Below are 23,287 nucleotides of genomic sequence, written 5' to 3'. Positions count from 1 at the left end.
GGATTAATTCGAATATTGTATTCTGCGGCTATGACTTACATGTGTCCACCTCTTCCGGTACTATGCTAAGTTAAGTTCGAATATAACACGCCCGCCTATTCCCTAATATATGATAAGTCACTAATCACTCTCCATTCACGCCAAAAAGCCCCGTATCCGCAAGGATCGGTTCATTTTATTTTAATCATTTTAAGAAATTGAAGTGACGCATGACGAAATGCACTTGTTTGTGATTCGTCTATATGATGGAAAGTAACATCATCAATATTTGGAATATTTGATGCATCATAAACATAGCAAGAAGATAAGCCAAACGTATCCAGCAGAGCTATCAGTCTTGAATCTATTGATCTGGGGTCTTGTGGATTATCAGATACTGGGAAAACCAAAAATGGAACCTTATATAAAATGGCAAAAACGGCCCCATGAAAAGCACTAGTAATAAGATATTTAGCGTGTTTTATGTACCCTACAAATTCCTTCGGACCAACCGTAGCTGCTCCAGTAGTTGCAAGAGATATAATCTCGTATCCGTACTTTTGTGAAAGTGCTTCAGCATATTCCTGAACCCCTGTATCTCGTAAATCATAAGTGAGTATATAGGCTTTTTCTGGCGGAGTAGCAGCTATATCATCCCATTCGGATTTATCAAGTAGCATTACAGGATCCAATACGTGAGTAACCTCTCCATTTCTCATCGTTTTCACAAAAGGAATTGCACTTTTTTCACGAACAGAAACAAAGTCTAAGGAATTAACGTGTGGAGCAAGGATATTTTTTCGATCGGGCTCTATTTCTGCTCCTCCCATGCTTGCTGCGTATGCAATTTTCGTTTTTGATGCTGGAACAAAAGAAAGTGCCATACAGGGTAAAATGTCGTCGGAAATAACCCATGGTAAACCCCATATTTGGTCGCTACCGCAAACAAAAATATCGTAATCATCAACACATTCTGCAATATCAGATACTGTATATAAGCGTTCGCTGTGGGGAATGCTTTCGGAAAAAGTCCTAAAATTTTCAGCACTTATAGCGCTTTCATATGCTTGTAAGGTGTATTCGTTTAGCCACTTGAATGTAATTTGCTCACAATGAAATCCTAATTTAGCTATAGCTTTTTGCAGTGCATACGCTCCAAGTTGGCCACCGTAATTATAATTTTTGTAATAAAGAGTAATAATTCCAACTCTTTTCATAATAATCTCCATTCCGACTACGTCGGCACAAACAGGAGTGAAAGAAAAGTGCCGAAAAGTCTACATAAATTTGAATTTTTGTACCGCGAAACCCTTTCGAATGCAAGGGCACGCGGCTGAGAGATTAATCCTCCAACAGTTATTTTAATAGTTCATAGATATACCAACCACTCCATACAGCTAATGCAATCCAAATGGCTATTACAAGTGTGCCTGTGTTCCAATTCTTAGGCTTGCCCAATTTCCTTTGTTCCTCTGCCTTTGTACGGTACTCTTCAAGTACTTCCTTTGGAAACAGTCGCAGAGCTATATAGATGCCTAGCGGTACAAGAATTAAATCATCAAGATATCCAAGGATCGGTATAAAATCAGGTATCAAGTCCACAGGGCTAAAAGCATACGCCACTACACAAATTGCTAATATTTTTGGAAATAAGGGTATTCGTGGATCGCGATATGCCAAATATATCACCATCAGGTTTGTTTAAAGCTTCCTTGCCATCATTTTCTAATCTATTTATTATTGATTGTTTTGCTTCATTTGCCTTATCTTCTATTATCAGCTCACCTTTTTGATGGTCTTCTAATATATCAGAGAGCACCTATAGTATTCGGTATTTAGATGGAAGAAACCTTCTTGTTAATCGTTTCCTGGGCGGTGACTGCCTTATAGGAGCCTTTCCCATTCCCATAATTCGCACACAAAAAAATCCAGCTTCTCTTATGAGTAGCTGGATTGGAATTTATCTCTCACATAAATTTACATAATTATTATTATGTTAACCACATGATTGAATCAAAACAAACAATTTGAGCTGTTCTCAGAAAGTTCCATATATATCCTATAATGGAGTTGTTTGATTTTTCGGACAACCAAGCTTACGTAAGGCATGACTCATCAGTAAAGCTGCAATCATATAGCACACAATCATGCCAATGACACCCTTCCAGCCATAGTAAATATAGAATACCCCTCCTGCTGTTCCACTCACACTGGAGCCTACATAGTAACAGAACAAATATAGCGCAGAAGACTGAGCTTTATGCTCAGAGGCAAGCAGGCCAATCCAGCTACTGGCTATGGAATGTCCTCCAAAAAATCCGAAGGTGAAAAGTGATATTCCCAAAATCACAAGCCACAGCGGCTCTGCGAGCGTCAAGACGGCTCCAATTAAAATGATTCCTGCAGCAATACTAAGTACAATGTAGCGCCCATAACGATCTGCTAGCCTTCCCATCCATGTTGAACTGATTGTTCCCATGATATAGACCAGGAATATCCAGCCGACCAGAGATTGGCTTAGCTCATATGGCGGGTCCATCAGGCGATAGCCAATATAGTTGAAAAGCGTCACGAAGCTGCCCATCAGTACAAAGCCCAGACCATACAGACAAAGAAGCCGAGGGTCCTTGCACTGCTCCAGCAGCGTGCTGGTCAAGTCTCTAATGCGAAAGCGACGCTTCTGAAAATGTTGGGATGATGGCAGCCAATAGTAGAATAGGACAAAGGAGATCAGGCTAATCAGGCCAATGATCGCAAGGGCCACCCTCCAGTTCGCGACATCTGTCACAATGCCCGTCACAATTCTTCCGCCCATACCACCGATGGAATTACCGCTAATATACAATCCCATCGCATAGCCCAAGCTGACCGGATCAATCTCTTCACTAAGATACGTCATGGCAATCGCAGGTAGCCCAGCCAGGATCATTCCCTGGACAATCCGAAGCAGTAATACATACTCGAACCCCGGACTGACAGCAATCAGCAGGGTAATCAGCGCTGCCCCGGCCAAGGAGCAGCACATGATGAATTTCCTACCCTTCACATCCGAGATCGTCCCTACGAATAACATTGTCACTGCCATAGCAATTGTGCATATGGATAACGATAGACTGGCGACAGCCGGAGATACGTCGAATTCCTTCGAGAACTCAGGCATGAGCGGCTGAAGACAGTATAAAATAGCGAAGGTGCTGAACCCTCCGGCGAACATGGCCAGGCTTGTTTTACGGAACAAGCCGGTTCCTTTTTGGATATAACTCATGCGAGAACCTCATTGCTGATATAGTTTGCGTTCCATATGTGTGATCGAGTCGAACCCATCCTTGGTGACAATAACGGTATCTTCAATCTGAAAGCCTCCTGCACCGAGCTCATAGTATGGAACCTCTACACAGAACACCATGCCTTCCTCCAGTACCCGCTGATCACCCGGCGCAAGTACGATATCATCATATAGCTCCAGGCCAATGGCATGTCCAACATGCTGGCGCCGATAGTGCGGAATTCCACTTTGTTGAACCGTTTGTACGGCTGCTTCAAATATCTCGGATGCTTTGGCACCGGGCCGCACCAGCTCGAGTGCCCGCTCCCATCCGCTCTTGACAGCTGCAAAGTGATTGCGCTGCCATGGGGACGGAGAACCCAGCACAACGGTTCGGCCTGTGTCTGCCCAATAGCCATCGAGCTGACAGCAAAGGTCAAAGCGTACCAGATCACCAGGCTGCACCCGATGGAAGTAACGTTCAATCAGTGGCAACGCGCTGCGTGGTCCTGCCCCGACTGCGACCATAGCAGGTACTCCTCCTGCTCTGACTACTTCTAGCCGGTAATGCTCTGCTAATTCCTCTTCGTGCACATTGGCCGCGATCTTGTGAATGAGCTCTAACTCAATCCGTTCGTTTAACGCCGCAACTGTACGAAGACGCAGCAATTCAAGTGGGGTCTTGACCTGACGAATCTCCCGGAACAAGCCATACGCTGAACGAAGTGCCCCTGCAGAAAGACTGTCGCTTAATCGTCCATAGATCGCCGGAGACATCCGCATCTCATCGACGCCCAGTGGTCCATCATTCACATCGAGGTCCTTCAGCGCAGCCTGTAGTGCCTCCAGTGGCCCGGAGTATGTCTGTACTGAGCCTAACAAATGATACAAGAGATCAATATCGGCTGTAGAGGGCTTCCCATCTGGAGAGCCTTCGAGGAAAAAATCGCTGTAGAGATAAATGTCCGCTTCAGGCAATCCCATCTGGGCAATCACCCCTAGCCGATTGGTCGGCATAATGAGCCGTGGTCTTGCTTTAGCGCTCCGAGGAAGTACGGCATAGATCTGCATCGTCCAATTCGTCGCCCGTAGCTGTGAACCGATGACGTAGGATACATTTTCAGGTGTGGTGGCAACCAGCGCTTGCAGACCCTCTCGCTCCATAATGTATTCAGCACGTCCCCGATGCGCAGTACTTGCAGAATCGGCAGATACTGTGTTCCTCATCTCCAATGGATTGTTCATGCAGCAAATTACCTCCTTGCTTCGTTCTGTATCAACAGGTACCGTCTATCCTATTACTTCTCATGCTGCTTATTCACAAACTTCTGCACCTCAGGCACAGATCGAAGCATCAGCTTCAGTCCGAAGAAGAGCAATATGGCAAACAGCAGCATTAATGAAGAGACTACTGCAATCGTAGGGTCCTGCCATTTTTCCATGTACAGAAACAATTCAATTGGCAGTGTATAATTGGGTGGCCTTAGGATCAACAAAGCCGTTTCTACCTGATCAAACGTGAATATAAATGAAAGAGCACCACTAAGCAGCAAGCCTAGCCTCATTTGGGGTAAGGTCACCGTGAAAAACACCCGGATGGGTCCTCCCCCCAGATCCGCCGCGGCTTCCTCGTATTCTTTCTTGATGTTGGCCAATGTACTGCCCACAATGGCGAGTACGAAGGGCAATACCGTTACTGCCTCACCCAGGATGAGTGCAAATAAGCCCCCGGCAATCTTCAGTTTGGAGAATAGAATGAGATAAGCCACGCCCAACGCAATCTTTGGAACGACCATCGGTGACATGAAGATAGCCCGCAGTAGATTTCTTCCGGGGAACTCGTAGCGCTGTATGGCAAGGGCTGCAAGCGTCCCTGCTACAAGTGCCAGTATGGTGGAACATAATGATGTAAATACACTATTTCCAAAGGCTTGCAAAAACTGCGGCTGCGACGACAGATTCTCATACCAACGGAAGGATAAGTCCTTCGGCGGAAATACACTATAAGCCGCAGAATTCAGAGAAGTAATTACGACGATGACCAGCGGGGTCGCCAGAAAAATACATACCAGCCATGCCGCCGCAGTTAGTAGGCCAGTAACCCATAATGGTCTATGCCGCACGCTCCTCACCTCCTCTCGAACGCAGGAAGGTCAAGCGATCTGCTAGTCGATTTAATAGCCATACTACAACTGTTGAGGATACAATCAGGAACAAGCTGGCTACTGCAGCAATCGGCCAATTGGTATCCAGGGTACGCTGATAGATGAATGTCGGCAGTGTCATGACTCGTCCCCCGCCGATCAAAGCAGGTGTCGTGAATGCTGTTAGGCACAGTGTAAATACAATCTGAACGCCTGACACAATGCCCCGAACCGATAACGGCAAGGTTATCGTTAAGAAGGTCTGCAGACTGCCTGCACCGAGATCATGTGCTGCTGCCTTCAGCTGGCCTTGCTGCTGATCCAGCACACTTAGAATCGGAATGACCATGAAGGGCAAGAAAATATGCACGAGTGCGATAATAACCCCTACTTCATTAAACGTCATCTCATATCCAGTGTCCGTGATCCCGCTCTGTATGAATAACCAATTCACAAGTCCCTGGCGGGAGAGCAATACCATCCACGCGTACGACTTCACAACGGCACTGACCAGAAGCGGCATGAACGTGATCAGCAGGATCATCTGACGCCAGGTACCATTACGTAGCTGTGAAATGTAATAGGCCAGCGGATAGGCCAGCAATAGCGTAATTCCGGTTACTTTCAGCGTGAGACTGAAGGTGTCGCGGATAATACTCCAGTAATACGGGTCTGCCAGGAAGGCAATATACGCATCCCATTGAAAGGCAGGCATTAATCTCCCATTCTCAAAGGCATCAAAGCTGTATCTGCCAAAGATGAGCAGCGAGCCGATAAATACAATGCCCATCAAGAGTAAAGAAGGGACAAGCAGCAGGAGCGGCGTTATCCATGACGAGTGCTTCGGCGTCAGCCAGCTCAGCACACGGTCAACCCGATGCTTCACGAGCTTCCCTCCTCCCGCCGAGTCAGATAGATTCCATCCTGCACATTCCAGCCAACGGTCACCATATCCCCCGCCGCATAGCGAATCTTTCCGGGAGCATGAGGGACATTCGCCAGCAAGGTCAATTGCCCATCAATGCGAAGCTCGTAGCGGAGCAGGGTACCTGCATAATGCACCTCTGTGACAAGGGCCTTCAGTCGATTATCCAGTTGCTCTGCCTCTTCTCCCATACGAATATACTCATGACGAATGGAAATGTCTCCACGCTCGCCCAGTTCGACCTTGCCTGTCTTTGGCGGCTTCACATGTATGGTGAATTGTCCCTCCACGGTAGTAATCGTCATACGGTCCTCATTCATGCTTTGTACCTGAGCCGGCAGCAGATTGGTATCACCAATAAACTTGGCCACAAATTGGTTCACAGGCTGCTCATAGATTTCATCCGGTGTACCGTACTGTAGCAGAACACCCTGATGCATGACTCCAATACGATCCGATACGTTCAAGGCCTCGCTCTGATCATGGGTTACGAAGATAAAGGTCGTGCCCGATTCACGTTGGATTCGCTTAAGCTCCTTCTGCATATCAAGTCTTAGCTGCGCATCCAGGGCGGACAATGGCTCATCGAGCAGCAATACCTTCGGCTCATTGACGAGTGCTCTTGCAATGGCTACCCGCTGGGCTTGTCCTCCCGAGAGCTGAGAGATCGCGCGACGTCCATAGTCTGGTAGCTGCACCAAAGCCAAAGCTTGTTCTACCCGCGAACGAATCTCGGCTTTGGGCAAGCGCTTCATCTTAAGTCCATAGGCTATATTATTGTAGACATCCATGTGCGGAAAAAGTGCCAGCTGCTGAAAGATCATGTTCGTGTCTCTTCCATAAGAAGGGACACGGGTCACATCGTTCTCAGACAGATAGATGGAGCCTTCATCCGGCAGTTCTAAGCCTCCCAGCATCCGCAGCAGTGTGGTCTTCCCACAGCCGCTTGGTCCAAGCAGAGAGACGAACTCTCCCTGCTTGACCTGAAAGGATACATGCTTGACAGCAAAGTTGCTGCCATATCGCTTCACCACCTGACGCGCTTCGATCGCTGTATGATTCCCGGTTACGGACATGACTGTGCCTCCTCTTGTGCGCTTCCCTGTTGCTAGTTACAGTTTGGTCTTGACAATACGATCCCACAGGTCTTTCCAGACTGAAGCATTCTGAGCCATGGTAGACCATTCAGGATTCAGACCCTTATTCTGCTCTTCTACGGAGAAGGAAGGATCATCCTTGAATTTGTCTGGTACCTGTGCAGCTGTACTCGTGAACGGTGTACCCGTTGCTTCGGCGTATTTTTGCAGATTTTCGGCAGCCAGCAGCTCATTAATGATTTCATTCGCTACTCTGATCTGTTCTGGTGAAGAGCCTTTGACTACCTGTAGTGAGTACGGGAACGATACGAAGCCTTCCTTCGGAATTACGACCTCAAGCGGTGCTCCTTCCTCATCAATCCAGGTCTGTGCAGTCTGGGAGCTGAACGGTGCAATCAAGGCTTCACCAGAGATCAGCATGTTTTTAAGTTGGTCGTTAGAGGTGACTAGTGTACGAATCTGATCCGTGTGCTCAGCCCAGAAGTTGAATGCAGGCTCCGGATTCTCGTAGGTTGCTCCCAGTTCCTGACCCTTCAACTCAATGACGGGTGCGATATAGGCATAGAACATGTAATCCCAGAGGGCAACCTTATCCTTGAACTCTGGATTCTCCCAGAGATCGCTCCAACTCGTTGGAGGTGTCTTCACCAGATCCTTGTTATAGACAAGAGCGAAATTCGTGACCCCCCATACAATGCCGCGATTATCCGGTGTGTGGTATTGCTCCGGTATATCCTTCATGTTCGTGACGATCGATGGATCAAGCGCTTCCCACATATCATCGTTAATCCCCTTGGCGGAGGCATCTGCATTGAAATAACCGAAATTCACAACCGGATTATTCGGGTCTGCATTTTTGGCAGCAACCATTTTCGGATACATGACGGAGTTAGAAGATTCCTCAAAGGTCACTTCGACATTCGGATGATTCTTCACATATTCGGCAACGACTTCCTTAGGAACGACATCCTGATTCGCACCCGCCCAGATGAACATGGTGAGCTTGATTTTCTCACCGTTATCTCCAGATGCTGCAGGATCTGCCGGTGTAGCTGCTGGCTCTGCTGCATTTCCGCATGCGCTTAAGAGAAACATCGTGAGTGTAAGGAGTAACGAGAGCCAGGTCGCAGACTTTCTAAATGGTTGTTTCATGAACAATTACCTCCCTTAATAATGAGCTAACGATAATTTACCTTCCCTGGATCATCAGATTAGACCATCACCGAACGCCAATATAGGCTAGCTATCCAGGGCTATGCATATTGCGATACAATGCTCTGATGAAGCTGATTCATGATCGTGGCAGCGTCTGCTGGTCGAGGCACCTCCCCTCGCAGCGCACGTTCATCCATATCCTGCATCGTACGTCGTTTCAAATAATCGCGTAGAGCAAGAGGATATTGCATCAGCGCTGCGTTCACGGCGAGCTGCAGTTCATCAGTCCATACAGTCTCATAGTCTTCACGTTTAGGGCCGAAGTCGAATGGAGACTGCTTGCGTTCTCCTCCCGCCCGCACTGCTGCAGTCTCAGCTTCATTAACTTCATCGTCATGAATCACAACGCCATACTCGTCAAGAGCTGACTCTACTGACAGCAGACCATTTCGCACATCCTGGTGAACCTGAGTCGTCGCCCGTTCATAAGGATGACCATATCCACCACCGCCTTGGGAAAAAAATGAAACAGAATCACCCGGCTGTAGCAGTAACTCATCAATTCGTCCAGTCACCAGCTCATCAGGCAATCCAGCATTCTTCACTGCTATGCCAGCCGCACCAGCCTTGCCCCCAAGTCTGCCCCATGGCTGAAATTGCATCCGCTCCATATTTCGCGCCGTCAGTACCGTATCGGGACTAAGTACCTTGAGCTGTAGCTCAATTCCGGAGCCCCCGCGATACTTGCCAGCTCCAGCTGAATCCGCCCGCAGCCCATAACGCTCGATCAGGATCGGCATATCTGCTTCTACCGTCTCTGCCGGAATATTCCTGAGATGGCCGACGGCAAAATCCATGCCATCAATACCATCCTTCATGGGCCTTGCGCCTGAGCCCCCGCAGATCGGCTGAATGACGCCCACCTTGCGCTTGCCTGTTACCGGATCGGTCATGGCCAGCATGACAATGGCAGCCTGTCCAGCGCCAGCCGCAGGCAGCTTGTTCTCCTGCGCCTTGCTCAGCGCACCTGTCAACACATCCATGAGACGGATGAATGTCGCCGCACGGGCACCGATCGCCGCTGGAAATTCCGGGTTCAGAATGCTGGCTGTTGGGGCATCATTGGAGATCATGCGAACCATACCCGAGTTCCAAGGAATGGATGGGTCCAGTGTTCGGAAATACCGAATCAGTGCTGGCACTAAGTAATAGTGTCCTTGCTTGTTCAGCGTAGGAATATTAAAGGAAGCTCTCACTTGTGGATCGGTCCCCTTGAAATCGAGAAAAATCTCATCAGCCGCCACGACCATTCGACAGCGCAGGCGTACCGGGTAGCCACCGGGACCATCCTCAATGTAATCCCAGAATTCATAAGCACCGTCAGGAATGTCCTGTATCATCTGCCGAACCCTTACTTCCGCATAGGACAGCAAATCCTCGATCCCCTGCTCCACCTTCAACAGACCGTAACGGGTGATCAGCTCCTGAATCCGCTGCTCACCGCGATGAAGCCCGGCCATGAGGGCACGAAGATCTCCCCAGTTCTGATCGGGAATACGGCAGTTATCAAGAAAAATACGCAGCAGCTGCTCATTCAGCACACCCTTGTCATAGAGCTTCATTGGCGCGAGTCGGATTCCTTCCTGATGAATATCATACGAGCTCGGCGAGACGCTGCCAGGTACCTTGCCACCCACATCGGAGGAATGAATGAAGCATAGGCCGTAAGCTACAATCTTGTTGTCATAAAAGATAGGCTTTAGCAAATATACATCCGGCAAGTGAGTAGCCATCCCACCTGTGGAATATGGATCATTACAGATGACAATGTCACCCTCATGCCATTCCCCAATGGTAGCCAGTACATCCTCTACCGGAATGCCAAGCGAAAGGCTGTATCCCGTATCCAGCGGGGAACCAAAAGTCTCGCCTGTGGCTGACAGCAGGTAAGTACCGAAATCTCCCGTCTCTTTGACGAAGGCCGTAAAGCCTGTTCTCAGCACCACATTTGCCATTTCCTCAACAATTGCCTGTACCCGGTTTTTGAATATTTCCAGAAACACACGATCTGTTGTCATGCCTTCGATCTGGGTATCAACTTGCTGACCACTCATGCTTCCACCTCCCCAACGATGTTACCCTGCTCATCAGCCTGTACCCGGTATCCTGGTGGAACGAAGACAGTCGTATCATATTCCTCGACGATGACGGGCCCTGAGAGCCATTCCTGAGGAGATAGTCTCGACCGGCCAACAACACTGGCCTCCCACTCGCCCCCATCGAACTGAATAAGGCGGAAGTCGCTAACTTTACTCTCTGCCTGCCGAAGCGGCTGATGCGAGCCTGCTGGCTTGCGGGTTACACCGACAATTGTGACTCGCAAGTTAACAAAGGACACAGGCGCACTCTGCTGACTGATCCCAAAAATGCTCTCATATTGGCTGTGAAAACGCTCGATAGCCGTCTGAATCCATCCCCCACCCTCGGCATGAGCTGGGAGCTGCACTTCAATATCAAAGGCCTGACCCTCATATCGCATGTCTGCACTGTAGAGCAAGTAAGTCGATTCCAGCGGTATCCCACGACTACTTTCTTCCTCCAGCCACCGTTGCCCTTGCCCAGCTAATCTGGCGTACAGCTGCTCCAATTCTCCGTCCTGCAACTGATCCCCACCCTTATATAAGGTGTGTACAAAATCATTTCGCAGATCCGCTACAATGCAGCCCGTCGCGCATAGGGTGCCGGGGGATGGAGGAATGAGCACCTTTGTGATCCCTACCTCTCTTGCTAGCAGAAAGGCATGTGTTGGGCCTGCTCCTCCGTAAGCCAGCAACGTATAATCACGCGGATCAATCCCTTTGCGTGCCATCAATGGAGTGAACTGGGCATACATATTCGAAGTCGCCACATCCAGAATGGCCTGCGCGGTCTGCGTCGGGCTCAGCCCAAGCGAGCTACCCAGCGCCGCAAGTGCTTGCTTGGACAATTCAGGATTCAGCTGCATTCCTCCTCCCAAAAAACGGTCAGGATGGATTATTCCCAGTTGTACATAGGCATCCGTCGTGGTGGCCTGCTCCCCACCTCTGCCATAACAGGCTGGACCCGGATCTGCACCAGCGCTCATCGGACCGACCTTAAGTACCCCCGCCGAATCGATCCAGGCGATAGAGCCTCCTCCCGCTCCAATTGCTGTTACATCAACAGCCGGGATAATGACGGGAAAATCACCAATCTGATTCTCGGTAGAATACGCAGGCTCTCCATCAATCAAGGCAACATCTACACTGGTCCCTCCCATATCGAAGGTAATAATCTTGTCCATACCAGCCATTCTTGCTACATAGGTAGCTCCGATTACACCAGAAGCTGGACCAGATAACAGTGTCTTTACTGGCTCTGCCGCCGCTCTCTCAGCTGTCATCACCCCGCCATTAGACATGGTAGATAGCACCTGAGCACTCATCCCACGTTCTCTTGTGCCTTGTAGAAGTCCACGGAAATATTCACTCATTCGGGAGCCTACATATGCGTTCATTACCGTGACAAGAGTCCGCTCGTATTCACGCTGCTGCGGCCACACCTCACTACTGGAGCACACGAATAGCTGCGGGAATTCCCGGCGGATCAGCTCCACCGCCTGCTGCTCATGTGCCGCATTGTGATATGCATGCAGGAATGAGACAGCTATGGCGCTTACTCCTTCTTTTACAAGAGCCTGGACTTCTGTCCTGAGTTCGTTCTCGTCTAGTGCTCGATACTTCCGTCCACTCGCAAGCATTCGCTCGTCTATCTCACGCACAAGATATCTGGGAACCAAAGGCGTTGTCTTGTCCCCATACAGGTCGGTCGTGTTCTCCAGCCGCAGACGACGGATCTCCAGTACATCTCGAAATCCCTTCGTTACTAGCAGTCCTGTGGTAGCGCCATTACGTTCAATGAGCGTATTTACCCCAAGTGTAGTGCCATGCACGAACAGCTCTACCTCAGCAGGCTGTATATTTCTTTCCTTTAACTGCTCAATCGCGTTAAATATGGCCTGCTCCGGTGCCGAGGGTACCGAAGGTGTCTTGAGTGCGTGCGTGTGACCCGCTTCATCTGTTAGCATGACATCTGTAAATGTCCCCCCGATATCAATGCCGAGCCTGTATGTTGACATGTCTGTTCCCCCTAATTGCCAGTCCAATGCCTCATGCTGCCTAGCCCTGACCTAGAATGTCCTTCACTTGTGAACCGTGTTATTGCTGCGCATGAATCTGATCGTAATATTTATGAACATCCTCAATCATCTGATTAATGTGCGTAACCATGGCCGATGCTGCTTCATACGGAGAGCCAGTGGCAATACATTCCACAATCTTCTGATGATCGACGACCAGCTCACTCCCTACTGACCTGCGAATTAACGCAGTAGCAGGAAGATGTGCTCCTTCACCCCACACAAGCTGAAGTGCGTGGAGAAGAATGAAGTTCCCCGAGGCTTTGGCGATTAATTCATGGAATTCGCGATCCTCCTGGATTGGAATCTTTCCGTCAGCCATTAGTTTATTCTGACGCGCAATGGATTCCCATAGCATATTTACCTGCTCCTCTGTAGCATGCTGAGCCGCCAGCCATACGGTCTCTCTTTCAAGGGCTCGTCTTGCGACAAGCAGATCAATAAGCGACTGCTTGTCCGATACATGCAGAGCCTGCATCAGCTTGGCGTTGTCGCGGAACTTGGCCAGCTCCCGCTCAAGGCTCTTGAGCCGCTCTCGTCCAGTCGTTGCCAGTACACGCCCTTTTCGCCCCACACTTTCGGTATAGCCCAGAGCATCGAATTCCATCAGCTTTCTGCCGATCGAAGCCTGACTTAGTCCGAATTCCTTGTCCATGACTAGCACGAGCGTCGTCGCTCCTACAGGCGTATCGTATCTGGAAAGATGTAACAACAGATCGTGCTCCAGCTTTAATTGCTCAAAATCTTTGTTCAGCATGTAAACCTCCACATCATTACTTGTTACTAATCAGAGATGATTAACGAGTCTCGAAAAAGCAACATACAGTTATTTTTCGGGTTGTATTCCCATATTTTTCTTACAAAATCATTATTTATCAATTAGTAGACTCTTAGTCTGAGAGGGATTAATTACGTTCAATACCAATAAGTTCCCTCACTCTGATATAAGTCATTTTAGCTTGTTTATGAGATCATTTCCATATATTTGTATCAAATTCATATCATATTTTGTAATTTTATAGTATTAAATGTGACTAATTTTAGATTAGAACATCCGTTCTCTAGACTACTGATCTGGAATTAGGGTGATTATATTCCCTCCCACAAATGTTAGTCAATAATTCTTATGAGTTAACTTGGTATAATTCATTTTGAATTTTACTCTTAGATTGATTATAATTTGATTGATTATGTAACTATCAATGTTTCATTTACTGCAATTACAATTGGAGGTCTATTGATGAATATTGAAATTTGGTCCGATTATATGTGCCCTTTCTGTTATATTGGCAAACGCCGTCTGGAGCAGGTGCTTGCCACATTCCCTCACCGGGATGAAGTCGAAATTACATTCAAGAGCTTTGAATTAAATCCAGATGCCGAGCTCAATAGCGGAAAAACAATCAAAGAGGAGCTATCTGCAAAATACGGCGTAAGCCTGGAGGAAGCGCAGGCCATGAATGATAACATGAAGACTAACGCAAGAACTGCAGGATTGGAGTATCAGATCGATGATATGGTGCCAACTAATTCATTCGATGCTCACCGCTTGACACATTGGGCAGCTGCTAATCATAAGATGCTTGAATTAAGTGAGCGCTTGTTCGAGGCTGTGTTCATGGAAGGGAAGCATATCGGGCAGCCAGATACGCTAGCAGCTTTGGCTGCTGAAGTGGGGCTGGATCGAGATCAGGCCGCGGCCGTGCTTGCGAGTGATCAGTATGTAGCTGAGGTTCGTTCGGATGAGACTGAGGGTAGCCAGATTGGAGTTCGCGGAGTGCCATTCTTTGTGTTCGATCGCAAATTCGCGGTGTCAGGCGCACAGCCACCAGAGGTATTCAGAGACGCGCTTCAGAAAGCCTGGGCAGAGAGATCGCCCCTGACTGTGCTGAATTCCACTGATGACGATGGCGGTAATGTCTGTACGGACGAAGGCTGCGATATTCCTAAGTCTTAATCTGGAATAAGAGCTTGATAGGTTCAATTCATTAGCTTCAGCTTCAGAGTAATATCAAAAAACAGTCCGATATAGCTTGAGTAATCCTCCAGTCAAGTTATGGCATGTAGTGCCAATAATGTTGACAAGAGCATTCCTAGGCTACCATCGGACTGTCTTTTGGACTAGACCCAACTTGCTATACACTCATCACCCTACTTTTACCTGTTACCCTTGCACGTATTGCACGAAATGGTTAAATTGCTGATTAGTCTTCTTGATCGGTTGCTGAATCCTCCGTCTTAGCAGATGGCTCTGTATTGGCCTCTTCCTGCCTAACTGACATTATAGGGATACAATGCCGCTCTGGTATGAAGATCGTATCCCGCAAGACGATGTCCGTCGGATTGTAGCCACGCAGTGCAATCTCAAAAGCTGACAATCCTACATTCCATTTCTCACGGAAGCGCTCCGCATTCTCCATTGACGTTAGCCGGTAGCCAACTTGTGCTGCGGTGTGCTCAAACGTTCCCTGTCCCTTATGGTAGATAAATACATCCTGTGCCACCCACAGGGCATACCCGGCAATCCGAATGCGCAGCGAGAGGTCATCATCCTCATAGTTCCCTGGAAAAAAACGTTCATCCAGCCCGCCAACCCGCTCTAGTACCTCTCTCTTGATCAGCATACAGAAGCCAATCAGCTTATGGGAATAAAAGCCTTGACCGTGATGCGTATTAGCTCGGTGTGCAGCGTATGCATCAATGTCCGCTACATTGTTCCCGTTATAATCGTACACACACTGTATCGGCGCTACATGAGTCGCTACAGGCCCCACCGCCCCTAACTCGGGTTGCTTTTCCAGGCGTTCCACCAATCCGCCCAGCCAATGCTTCGTTACGATCGTGTCATTATTCAATAGCAGCAGGTATTTACCCTCTGCAGCTAGTAGACCCTGATTGCATCCAGCCGCAAACCCAGCGTTATAGTCATTACAAATAAGTCTAGACTGTGGAACTGTCTTCAGGTACTCCACGGTGCCGTCAGTTGAAGCATTGTCTACAAAAATTAGCTCGAACGGCTCCGGAGTATGTCTGAAGATGCTATCCACACAATCACGTGTCATGTCCAGACCGTTGTGGGTCAGAATGATAATAGATGTTAGGCTCATAGGCCGCCTCCTTTCCATTTACCCTTATCTCAAGCTCTATAGCCCTGAGGTATTTACAATAAATGAAATTACCGGATTCAGCTCCGAATCCTCGGGAAGCAGTATACCCAGACCATTGTTGGAATGCAGTAAATACAGCTTCAGCTTGACCTCGGATTGCTTCACAAAATCTTCCACCGCCGTCAGTACACCGTTTCGCTCTCCATATTCCGTGAGAGCATTATGTACCGTGTGATTGAAAGCTCCTTCGACCAGCGCGGATGAGCCTGGAACGATCCCACTCAAGGCGCATGGCTGGCGCTGCTCCTCCGGCACATTATCAGGGTCGTAGTACATATCTCGCCGTCCATACGGCCACGCAGTATCATGTAGCAAAATGACCGGGAACCTCCCACTGAGCTTTGCCATATCCTCTGCATGCTTCAGCTCATGATAGACAGTGTAGTAATTGTGATCGCCATCAATCAGAAGCAGGTCATACTGTTCAAGCTCGGGTAATGCCTCCAGGCTGAGCTGCTGACGAAGCTCGAACTTCTCCCGGTAATAGATCTTCATCCACTCCACCTCAAATTTAGGATGGGGATCAATGACATAGCAGACGGCGTCCAGATGCTTGCAGTAATCCAGAAGCTTCACCGTGTTCAGCCCGGTCAGGGAGCCTATCTCCACAATGGATGACGGCTGTACTACGGCCAAAATCGGTTTGATCACTTTCTCCCAGAATCGATGCACGAAAGTGTCTCTCCCTTCAGAGTGATTAGAAAAACAGGTCTCAAGTAGTGTATGTAGGCGGGGTGATTTGTGGAACTCGAACTTTTCTCTATATAGATATGTGGGATAGGCTGGGATAGCACGGGATGTACAAGATTCGTTGCTTTTACTATTGTGAATTTTTCATATGTTGAATTAAGGAAAATAAAGATATAATGAGCTCATTTTGGCGGAGCGATGATTGCATATTGCTGCTGCATGTTTCTCAGTTCATCAAGGAACGTACGTTCTTATTCGTGCCTAATACGAACAAAATTACAGTTATCCAAAGCCTGCTTCTGTGCACATATTGATGCAATTTTGACTTTGTTCACATTTTTTATTATCGATTTCAGAAATTTGCTACTCGATGGCTTTCACTTTTGCAGTATAATTTTTATCAGTGTCTGTCTCAGGAGATTCTTGATACGGCGTAACTACTGGATGAAAGAAGTTGACTTTGGCATGTTCTTATCTATTTTACTTGAGGTTGTACTCCCCATCTTCGTGCTGATCGGTTTTGGATGCATTATGCAGTATGCTTTTCGTCTGGATCTGTACACATTGGCAAAAATCAATTTTTACTACATTACTCCTGCCATCGTATTTGTTAGTCTTTATAGCTCGAATATTCCCTTCTCCTTGCTAGGGTCTGTAGCCCTGTTCTACATCCTGTACGTCTTGATCCTGTATCTGATCAGTACCGTCGTAGCACGCTCAATGAAATACAGTCCCGGGATGCGCGGTGCTTTTACCAATAGCGTCATGCTTGATAACTCCGGAAATTATGGGATTCCGATCAACGAGCTGGTCTTCAAGGGCGAGCCTGTCGCTGCTTCTGTCCAAGCCCTTGTCATGACCTTTCAAAGCTTCATCACCTTTACCTACGGTGCATTTGTCGTGCAGAACGGCAGCGCAAGCCCGCGTAAAATATTAATGAACTTTCTGAAAATGCCTGTCCCTTACGCTCTCGTGCTTGGTCTTGGTCTGAATCTGCTGCATGAGCCCCTACCTCCCTTGCTTATGGAGCCGCTGAACTATGTCAGTCGCTCGATGGTTGCTTTGGCTCTACTGACACTCGGAGCACAGATCGTACAATATCCTTTTCGCATGAAGCGTTTTTCCGTCTATCTCAGTATGGTGCTTCGCCTTCTTGTCGGACCGGCGGTGGGATTTTCACTTGTGCTGCTGCTCGGACTTGAAGGTATTCCTGCACAAGCGCTGCTGATCGCATCAGGCATGCCTACAGGTGTGAACACGGCCATCCTGGCTGAGGAGTACAAGAACGAGCCTGATTTTGCAGCGCAGACCGTCCTCTTGTCTACACTTGTGAATGTGATTACGATGACCGTGCTGATTACCTTCGCGCAGCAGCTTGGTTAAGCCGATAACTTACGGATGACTCAAGCTTGATGCACCATCATCAAGCACGCTGAGCCACTATTTATTATGGTATTCAAAAATCCCCCAGCCACACGCGGTATTCGCGCTAACTGGGGGATTTTAGCATATAGTTATTTAAAGTTTACATGATCAAAGCAACTAAATTTCTCTTGCATCATTTTCTTCCTCAAAGCAATATACTACTCTTTTTTTCCATTCTAACGACTTATCTATTATATTCCCTTAAGCAATTTCCGATCTAATTAAGAAAATTTTCCCAATAAAGTCATCGCATCATTTACTCCAACATCATACCAATAATCATCTGAAGCATTCTTTCCAGACATTTCAGTTATGAATTTGTAAAATTATTCATATTCCCCTCCACTATCCACTAATTTATTGGTTCAAATCCTGGCGCTGTGGTTTACCTCCCACTGGATATCCAGGAGTAAATGTTATTCCCTTCTTTAATAACATCTTTTTCAGCACCATCTACAGTACCGCTATGCAAAGTTGTAGTTCCACCATCTGAAGTACGGCTTCCAACTGCTGGTGTATCGCTAGTTTTTTTATAGAGCTTATAATTTTCTCATCATTCGGGACTGACCCTCTCAGTCTGGGCAAAGGACGCATGTGAAAAAAGCTCATTCCTACTCAGGATTCAAGTAAGAAAGAGCTTGTAGAGATAATTCATGGTAAATCAAAATTTTATTTAATAGTAAATACTTGTGGTAAAACTCTCAACGAAATCAAGTTGTTTTTAACAAGTAAAAATTGAGATTCGATATCTGTACAAATAAATTCAACATCAACCAAACCCTCGCTATATTTCACTACATCATTTGGATGCATTACATGATATAAATTTGCATTTTTCAAATTTAATAGACCACCTTTATTAAGATACATTTCTCTTAACTGGTCTGGTACATATTCAGAACAAAGTTTGACGCCAAAATTCAATTCATCCATAACATCATTTTCTGAAAAATTAGCAGAATCATAGAAAAAGTAAACCATTTCTGGTTGCCCAGTTTCCTGTGCTATTTTAGAATCTAATGTCATCGCTTCAAATGATACATACTGATAGGGGGCAAAAGTTGGATTGGAAACTACTATTTGAGCCAAACAATATTCAAATGTTAAATCAATTAGTAGTACCTCATCTTCATTTTTTGTTATTTCAATATCATCTGCTCCGATTATTTGCTTTAATTTATCACTTTTACTCCATCTCGACACTGTTTCTTTAATTTGTTTAAGAGTATAATTGCTCATCTTTACTTACTCCCTTTTTTCTCTATATTAGTAACTTTTGGGACTTCTGTTATTCGAGGTAATCCTTTTTTAGAATTTAACCTATCCAACAATGAGCCTGGACCATTAATAATTCCCCAACCGTCTGCACCACCAGGAGTCATAGTGCTATTAGATACATCAAATTCAACATACAATGAACCTTTTGGAGCTTGTTTACCGAATGCATCTATATTTGCAGGATTTGCAACATGAACTTTATTGTCTCCCGACATTTGTATACGACCAGTTTCTACCATTTTATCATACTCTGCTTGAGACATCCATCTCCCAACTCTTGTAGTGTCCATCCCCTCAGCCTTCCTACCATCTGCAGCTCCCTGATAATGCAACCTGTCGTCAAATTCATCAATCGGTTGGTTGACACCCGGCCCGCCTTTATTCGGTTGCTTCGGTTTAGGCTTAGGTTTATACTTCTCGAAATCAATTTTTGGGATCTTGACGGGTCCATTTATTTTACCTGGTCGAATCGATGCGATGCCTACGAACATCGAAAGGCTTGTCCCAGCGACCACAGAATACGCATAAGCTTTGGACACAGGCTCTCCCGTATACGGATTATACCCAGCTAATAATGCCTTGTTCTGATCAATGATAAATTTCTCCAGCGAGTCGTCCTCTGGAACTTCCAACTTGATTTCTCCGCGCTTAATTGCTTCATTATACGCTAAAGTCGCTTTCGCCGCTTCCTGATCTACATTGCCGTTCTTACTCAGTATCCACATGTTCCCAACAAATTTCTTACTGTATTGGCTGAAATCATAGTCCGGAGTCGGGGCTGGTGGACGCAACAGATCCTTCTCCATATGCAGGGCCATATACGTACTATACCGCTGCTTCCGCTTCATCTCTTCCTTCATCGCCTTAATGAGTTCTTCAGCCATCGGTGTTCTGCCGAACAATCTGGCGGCGGTATACGCCTTACCCAGTAGCGGGCCACCCACGATCGACAATAGATGCTGACCGAACATGGCTGAACTGGAACGTCTTCTGGCTCCTCCCGGTGATACATGGCCCATGAACGGCATCGCACCAGCGATCGCCACAGCGACAACGGCACCAATAGCAGCGGTCACTGGGCTTGCTCCCAAAGCCGGAATCATGCCCGCTACCGCCTGACCCAGCTTCAGCGCATGGAGTTGTGCCCCCATCAGATTGGCCGTAGGAGCTGTCGCAGCTTGGCCCCCTTCACTTCCCTTCGAGTTCGCGGAACTGCCACCTGAAGAGGAGTCTCCACCCTCTCCCCCGGAAGCACTGGACGAGTCTCCAGGTGTCGGGGCTCCAGCAATAGGCGGCTCCCAGATCGGCTCCAGATCCGCTACGAAGACCGGGCGCTTCACCGTTCCCTCCAGCTTCACCTGAGCTGAGCGCAGATCGGTCTCACCGTCCAGTACGAGGCTGCTGCCTCCGGCATGTAGATAGATCGCGCTACCTGCATCCACCTGCACACGCCTGTCTGCATGCAGCGACAGACGGCTCTTTGCAGAGACCGACAAGTTACTTTCACTGCTCACCTGCACACCACCAGAGTGAAGTCGGATGTCTACCTTTCCGCTGCTCGCCGTCAGCGTCAATTCAGATGGGCTGAGCTGTATTGACTTCCCCGCCGCCGTTTCCCACACCTTCACCTGAGGATCAGCCAGCTTCGCTGACGCTGACTTGGCCCGACGGATCGAGGCCGTTGCCACAGCCTCCGCCTCCCGCACGTTCGGGAAGTAGACCTGAATCTGATCCCCGACCTCCGGCATGACATACCAGCCGCTATGCCCCTCGGCACTATAAAGCGTTCCGTATGGGAACCACCACGCCTTCGCAGGGTCCTGTTGCTCGTCCACCTCCAGATGCACACGCAGGTGATCCTCTTTGACCTCCAGCACCTTGCCTTCCAGTATCGCCCCTGTCAATCTTGCATTGTGCTGCAGCGGCTTATGAATGCTGCCTTCAGGCATCAGGCGGTACTCATGGAGCAACAGTTCTCTTTGGGTGCTCGTCGTGATCTCACCGACGGTCCAGTTCGTTCCCGCCCACTCGACCTCATCTCCCGGTTGGGCCTGTGTTCCGCTCTCTAATATATGGTTGAATTCCGCCGTGGCGTCCTTCTCGAAGCTCCGTCTCAGCCGATAATGGGCGTTGTCCAAGCTGACGGGGCGTCCCTCCGGTACGCCGAACCAGAGCTTCGGACCAGGAAGCGTCACCTCAGGAACCAGCACCGTTCCAAAACGGGAGGCCATCCGCTGCAGGAATGCCCAGTCCGTCTCCTGATACTGGACGAGCAGCTCACCAAGCCTCACTTCGTCGCCAACCATCTGGATGCAGTCCGCATCGGGATAAAGCTCCAGCACCTGCCGAATGAGCTCAGCGTAAGTCATCTGCGAGTCTTGGAATGAACGCATCCGCGGTCTGACGTCCAGTTGATAGGTATGAGACACCGCCTCCAGTTCAACGGTGTATACCCCTCGAACCATGCTCATGCGCACCTGCTGGAGCTCCCCATGAAACAGCGTACGGGCAGGCTGTCCCTCCTCTCCTCGGAGCGTAAGTATGAGCGGCTGATCCGCTCGGGCCTGCTCTAGCACGCGTCCCTGTTGCTCCTCGTCTACCATACCTGTCAGGAACAGTCTGGCGTGATCGTGCAGCGGGCGGCTCATTCGCATGTCTGAAATCCGTTGCAGCGCAAATGGCGCTGACAGCTCCAGCCGATGCAGTGGAATGTGGCTAGGTTCTACTGTTGTGCTCTGATTGGTCGGAATCTCACTCACCACCATTCTTCCTCATCTCGTTGTTCCTCCCCCGTCTTCCCTTCCTTGTGATGAACGTCCGCTCAGTCGAGGTTCTGTCCATCATCGTCAATTCGAATCATGCCTCCATACATACAGGCGTTAGAGCAGCCTTGCAGTAGCGCTGGCTGACCTTCAATCAGCACATCCTTCTTTCCACCAATCCATGCTCCCGTGATGACCGGGACACACGGTGCTTTGGGCACTCCGTAGATATCCACCAGCTTGCTCGCCTTCACCGCAGGGTTGGCCTTACACCAGCACCTGCCAAAGCCAGATATGTTCACTCCCGGCTCACAATCGCCGACATTCATTTGCGCCTTGCCTTTGATATATACACCATGGCTTAGCGGGCGCTTCAGCCGAGTAGGCTGTGTGCCGAAGCTACAGCTTAGAATGGCCCCGGCTACGACATATCCCAGCTTACTTCCCTTTCCGGGCCGCAAATCTTCCTTCCCGGCAGAAGCACTATTCCCTGTCTGTGACAATACCCTCACTCCTTTGCGGCATCATGGCCACCGCATCCTGATTTCCTAACATTTGTCTCTCTCAAACTGCTCTTGCCTACTTCTACTTCTACTTCTACTTCTACTTCTACTTCTACTTCAGCCTGTCTACAGATCAATTGAAGTCTGCATATGGTCTCTCTCTGTAGCTTCTTTCCTGCTAATTCGTCTTCACCTCACTGCCCATGACCGTCGTCTGACCGCCCAGAGACACCGTACTGCCCTGACTAGAGAGCTGGATTTCCTGTCCTGCCGTGATCTTGACCTTGTCCCCTGCGCTCAATGAGATACTTCCACCTGCACTGAGGCTGATCTCTTGATCACTCGTAATATGAATACCTTCCTTCTCATTCAAGCGAATAAAGACGGCTCCGTCCTTGCTGGAAATGATGATCTCATCCGGTGTCAGCCGAATTTCTTTGCCGTGTGGGGTACGAAAAATCTTCACCTGCGGATTACTGAAACGGTTCTGTCCCTGCTGTCCCTCCTCACTCCGTCCCTCCCGTGCTGAGCTGCTGGCGAAAGCCCCGTCCTCCAGATGCGCCGGAAAGGTAATGCGTACGCGATCCCCCAGCTCTGGCATCACATACCAGCCACTATGCCCTTCAGCGGTATAGGGAGAAGCATACGGGAACCAATAGGCTACTGCTGCCTCCTGAGTCT

Annotated in this window: 18 protein-coding genes and 1 pseudogene; 2 read left to right on the top strand and 17 right to left on the bottom strand. The window is 48.4% G+C overall.

Going from position 1 to position 23,287, the window contains the following annotated elements; all coding sequences use genetic code 11:
* Nucleotides 1-170: 170 nt before the first annotated feature.
* From K331_RS0117790 to K331_RS0117740, 11 genes are all read right to left on the bottom strand, one after another.
* Nucleotides 171-1,196 carry a polysaccharide pyruvyl transferase family protein gene (locus K331_RS0117790; RefSeq protein ID WP_028591360.1) on the bottom strand — a complete coding sequence of 342 codons (1,026 nt, stop codon included), beginning with the start codon at nt 1,194-1,196 and terminating at the stop codon, nt 171-173.
* A gap of 139 nt (nt 1,197-1,335) precedes the next feature.
* Nucleotides 1,336-1,668 carry a YkvA family protein gene (locus K331_RS29865; protein ID WP_404821506.1) on the bottom strand — a complete coding sequence of 111 codons (333 nt, stop codon included), beginning with the start codon at nt 1,666-1,668 and terminating at the stop codon, nt 1,336-1,338.
* A 370-nt stretch (nt 1,669-2,038) separates the two neighbouring features.
* A complete protein-coding gene (locus K331_RS0117780; RefSeq protein ID WP_028591359.1) occupies nt 2,039-3,244 on the bottom strand; it encodes an MFS transporter in 1,206 nt (401 codons plus the stop codon).
* Nucleotides 3,245-3,253: 9 nt separating this feature from the next.
* On the bottom strand, nt 3,254-4,489 hold the full coding sequence (locus K331_RS0117775; protein ID WP_028591358.1) for a M24 family metallopeptidase: 1,236 nt from the start codon (nt 4,487-4,489) through the stop codon (nt 3,254-3,256).
* Nucleotides 4,490-4,542: 53 nt separating this feature from the next.
* Nucleotides 4,543-5,367 carry an ABC transporter permease gene (locus K331_RS0117770; protein WP_028591357.1) on the bottom strand — a complete coding sequence of 275 codons (825 nt, stop codon included), beginning with the start codon at nt 5,365-5,367 and terminating at the stop codon, nt 4,543-4,545.
* On the bottom strand, nt 5,357-6,274 hold the full coding sequence (locus K331_RS0117765; RefSeq protein ID WP_028591356.1) for an ABC transporter permease: 918 nt from the start codon (nt 6,272-6,274) through the stop codon (nt 5,357-5,359). The genes K331_RS0117770 and K331_RS0117765 overlap by 11 nt, the downstream gene beginning before the upstream one ends.
* A complete protein-coding gene (locus tag K331_RS0117760; RefSeq protein ID WP_028591355.1) occupies nt 6,271-7,389 on the bottom strand; it encodes an ABC transporter ATP-binding protein in 1,119 nt (372 codons plus the stop codon). Before K331_RS0117760 ends, K331_RS0117765 begins: the two co-directional genes overlap by 4 nt.
* A gap of 36 nt (nt 7,390-7,425) precedes the next feature.
* On the bottom strand, nt 7,426-8,562 hold the full coding sequence (locus tag K331_RS0117755; protein WP_028591354.1) for an ABC transporter substrate-binding protein: 1,137 nt from the start codon (nt 8,560-8,562) through the stop codon (nt 7,426-7,428).
* A gap of 101 nt (nt 8,563-8,663) precedes the next feature.
* Nucleotides 8,664-10,679, bottom strand: coding sequence for a hydantoinase B/oxoprolinase family protein (locus tag K331_RS0117750; RefSeq protein WP_051289900.1), 2,016 nt, complete (start codon nt 10,677-10,679; stop codon nt 8,664-8,666).
* On the bottom strand, nt 10,676-12,721 hold the full coding sequence (locus K331_RS0117745; protein WP_028591352.1) for a hydantoinase/oxoprolinase family protein: 2,046 nt from the start codon (nt 12,719-12,721) through the stop codon (nt 10,676-10,678). Before K331_RS0117745 ends, K331_RS0117750 begins: the two co-directional genes overlap by 4 nt.
* 79 nt (nt 12,722-12,800) lie before the next feature.
* On the bottom strand, nt 12,801-13,538 hold the full coding sequence (locus tag K331_RS0117740) for a FadR/GntR family transcriptional regulator (RefSeq protein WP_028591351.1): 738 nt from the start codon (nt 13,536-13,538) through the stop codon (nt 12,801-12,803).
* A gap of 483 nt (nt 13,539-14,021) precedes the next feature.
* On the opposite strand from K331_RS0117740, the gene K331_RS0117735 reads away from it, so the two are divergent.
* Nucleotides 14,022-14,738: a DsbA family oxidoreductase gene (locus tag K331_RS0117735; RefSeq protein ID WP_028591350.1), complete on the top strand. Its 717-nt coding sequence runs from the start codon at nt 14,022-14,024 to the stop codon at nt 14,736-14,738.
* A gap of 247 nt (nt 14,739-14,985) precedes the next feature.
* Here K331_RS0117735 and K331_RS29860 read toward each other — a convergent pair whose 3' ends face one another.
* Nucleotides 14,986-15,888 (bottom strand): glycosyltransferase family 2 protein, encoded by a 903-nt coding sequence (locus K331_RS29860; protein ID WP_051289899.1) that lies wholly within the window; start codon nt 15,886-15,888, stop codon nt 14,986-14,988.
* A gap of 36 nt (nt 15,889-15,924) precedes the next feature.
* Nucleotides 15,925-16,620, bottom strand: a complete 696-nt coding sequence (locus tag K331_RS0117725; RefSeq protein WP_025677151.1) for a class I SAM-dependent methyltransferase — start codon at nt 16,618-16,620, stop codon at nt 15,925-15,927.
* A 483-nt stretch (nt 16,621-17,103) separates the two neighbouring features.
* On the opposite strand from K331_RS0117725, the gene K331_RS0117720 reads away from it, so the two are divergent.
* Nucleotides 17,104-18,021: an AEC family transporter gene (locus tag K331_RS0117720; protein ID WP_028591349.1), complete on the top strand. Its 918-nt coding sequence runs from the start codon at nt 17,104-17,106 to the stop codon at nt 18,019-18,021.
* A gap of 711 nt (nt 18,022-18,732) precedes the next feature.
* Here the strand turns inward: K331_RS0117720 and K331_RS0117715 are convergent.
* From K331_RS0117715 to K331_RS32270, 4 genes and pseudogenes are all read right to left on the bottom strand, one after another.
* Nucleotides 18,733-19,302, bottom strand: a complete 570-nt coding sequence (locus K331_RS0117715) for a hypothetical protein (RefSeq protein ID WP_028591348.1) — start codon at nt 19,300-19,302, stop codon at nt 18,733-18,735.
* A 2-nt stretch (nt 19,303-19,304) separates the two neighbouring features.
* Nucleotides 19,305-22,100, bottom strand: coding sequence for a TreTu family toxin (locus K331_RS0117710; protein WP_169718360.1), 2,796 nt, complete (start codon nt 22,098-22,100; stop codon nt 19,305-19,307).
* A gap of 62 nt (nt 22,101-22,162) precedes the next feature.
* Nucleotides 22,163-22,606: a DUF4280 domain-containing protein gene (locus K331_RS0117705; RefSeq protein ID WP_084165502.1), complete on the bottom strand. Its 444-nt coding sequence runs from the start codon at nt 22,604-22,606 to the stop codon at nt 22,163-22,165.
* 178 nt (nt 22,607-22,784) lie between these two features.
* Nucleotides 22,785-23,287: pseudogene (locus K331_RS32270) on the bottom strand (hypothetical protein); the annotation flags it as partial.

Origin of the sequence: Paenibacillus massiliensis subsp. panacisoli DSM 21345, from assembly GCF_000426545.1 — a bacterium.
Taxonomy (GTDB): Bacteria; Bacillota; Bacilli; order Paenibacillales; family Paenibacillaceae; genus Paenibacillus; species Paenibacillus panacisoli.
Note: the sequence above shows the minus strand (reverse complement) of the source record. Positions and strands in the feature narration are given on the sequence as shown.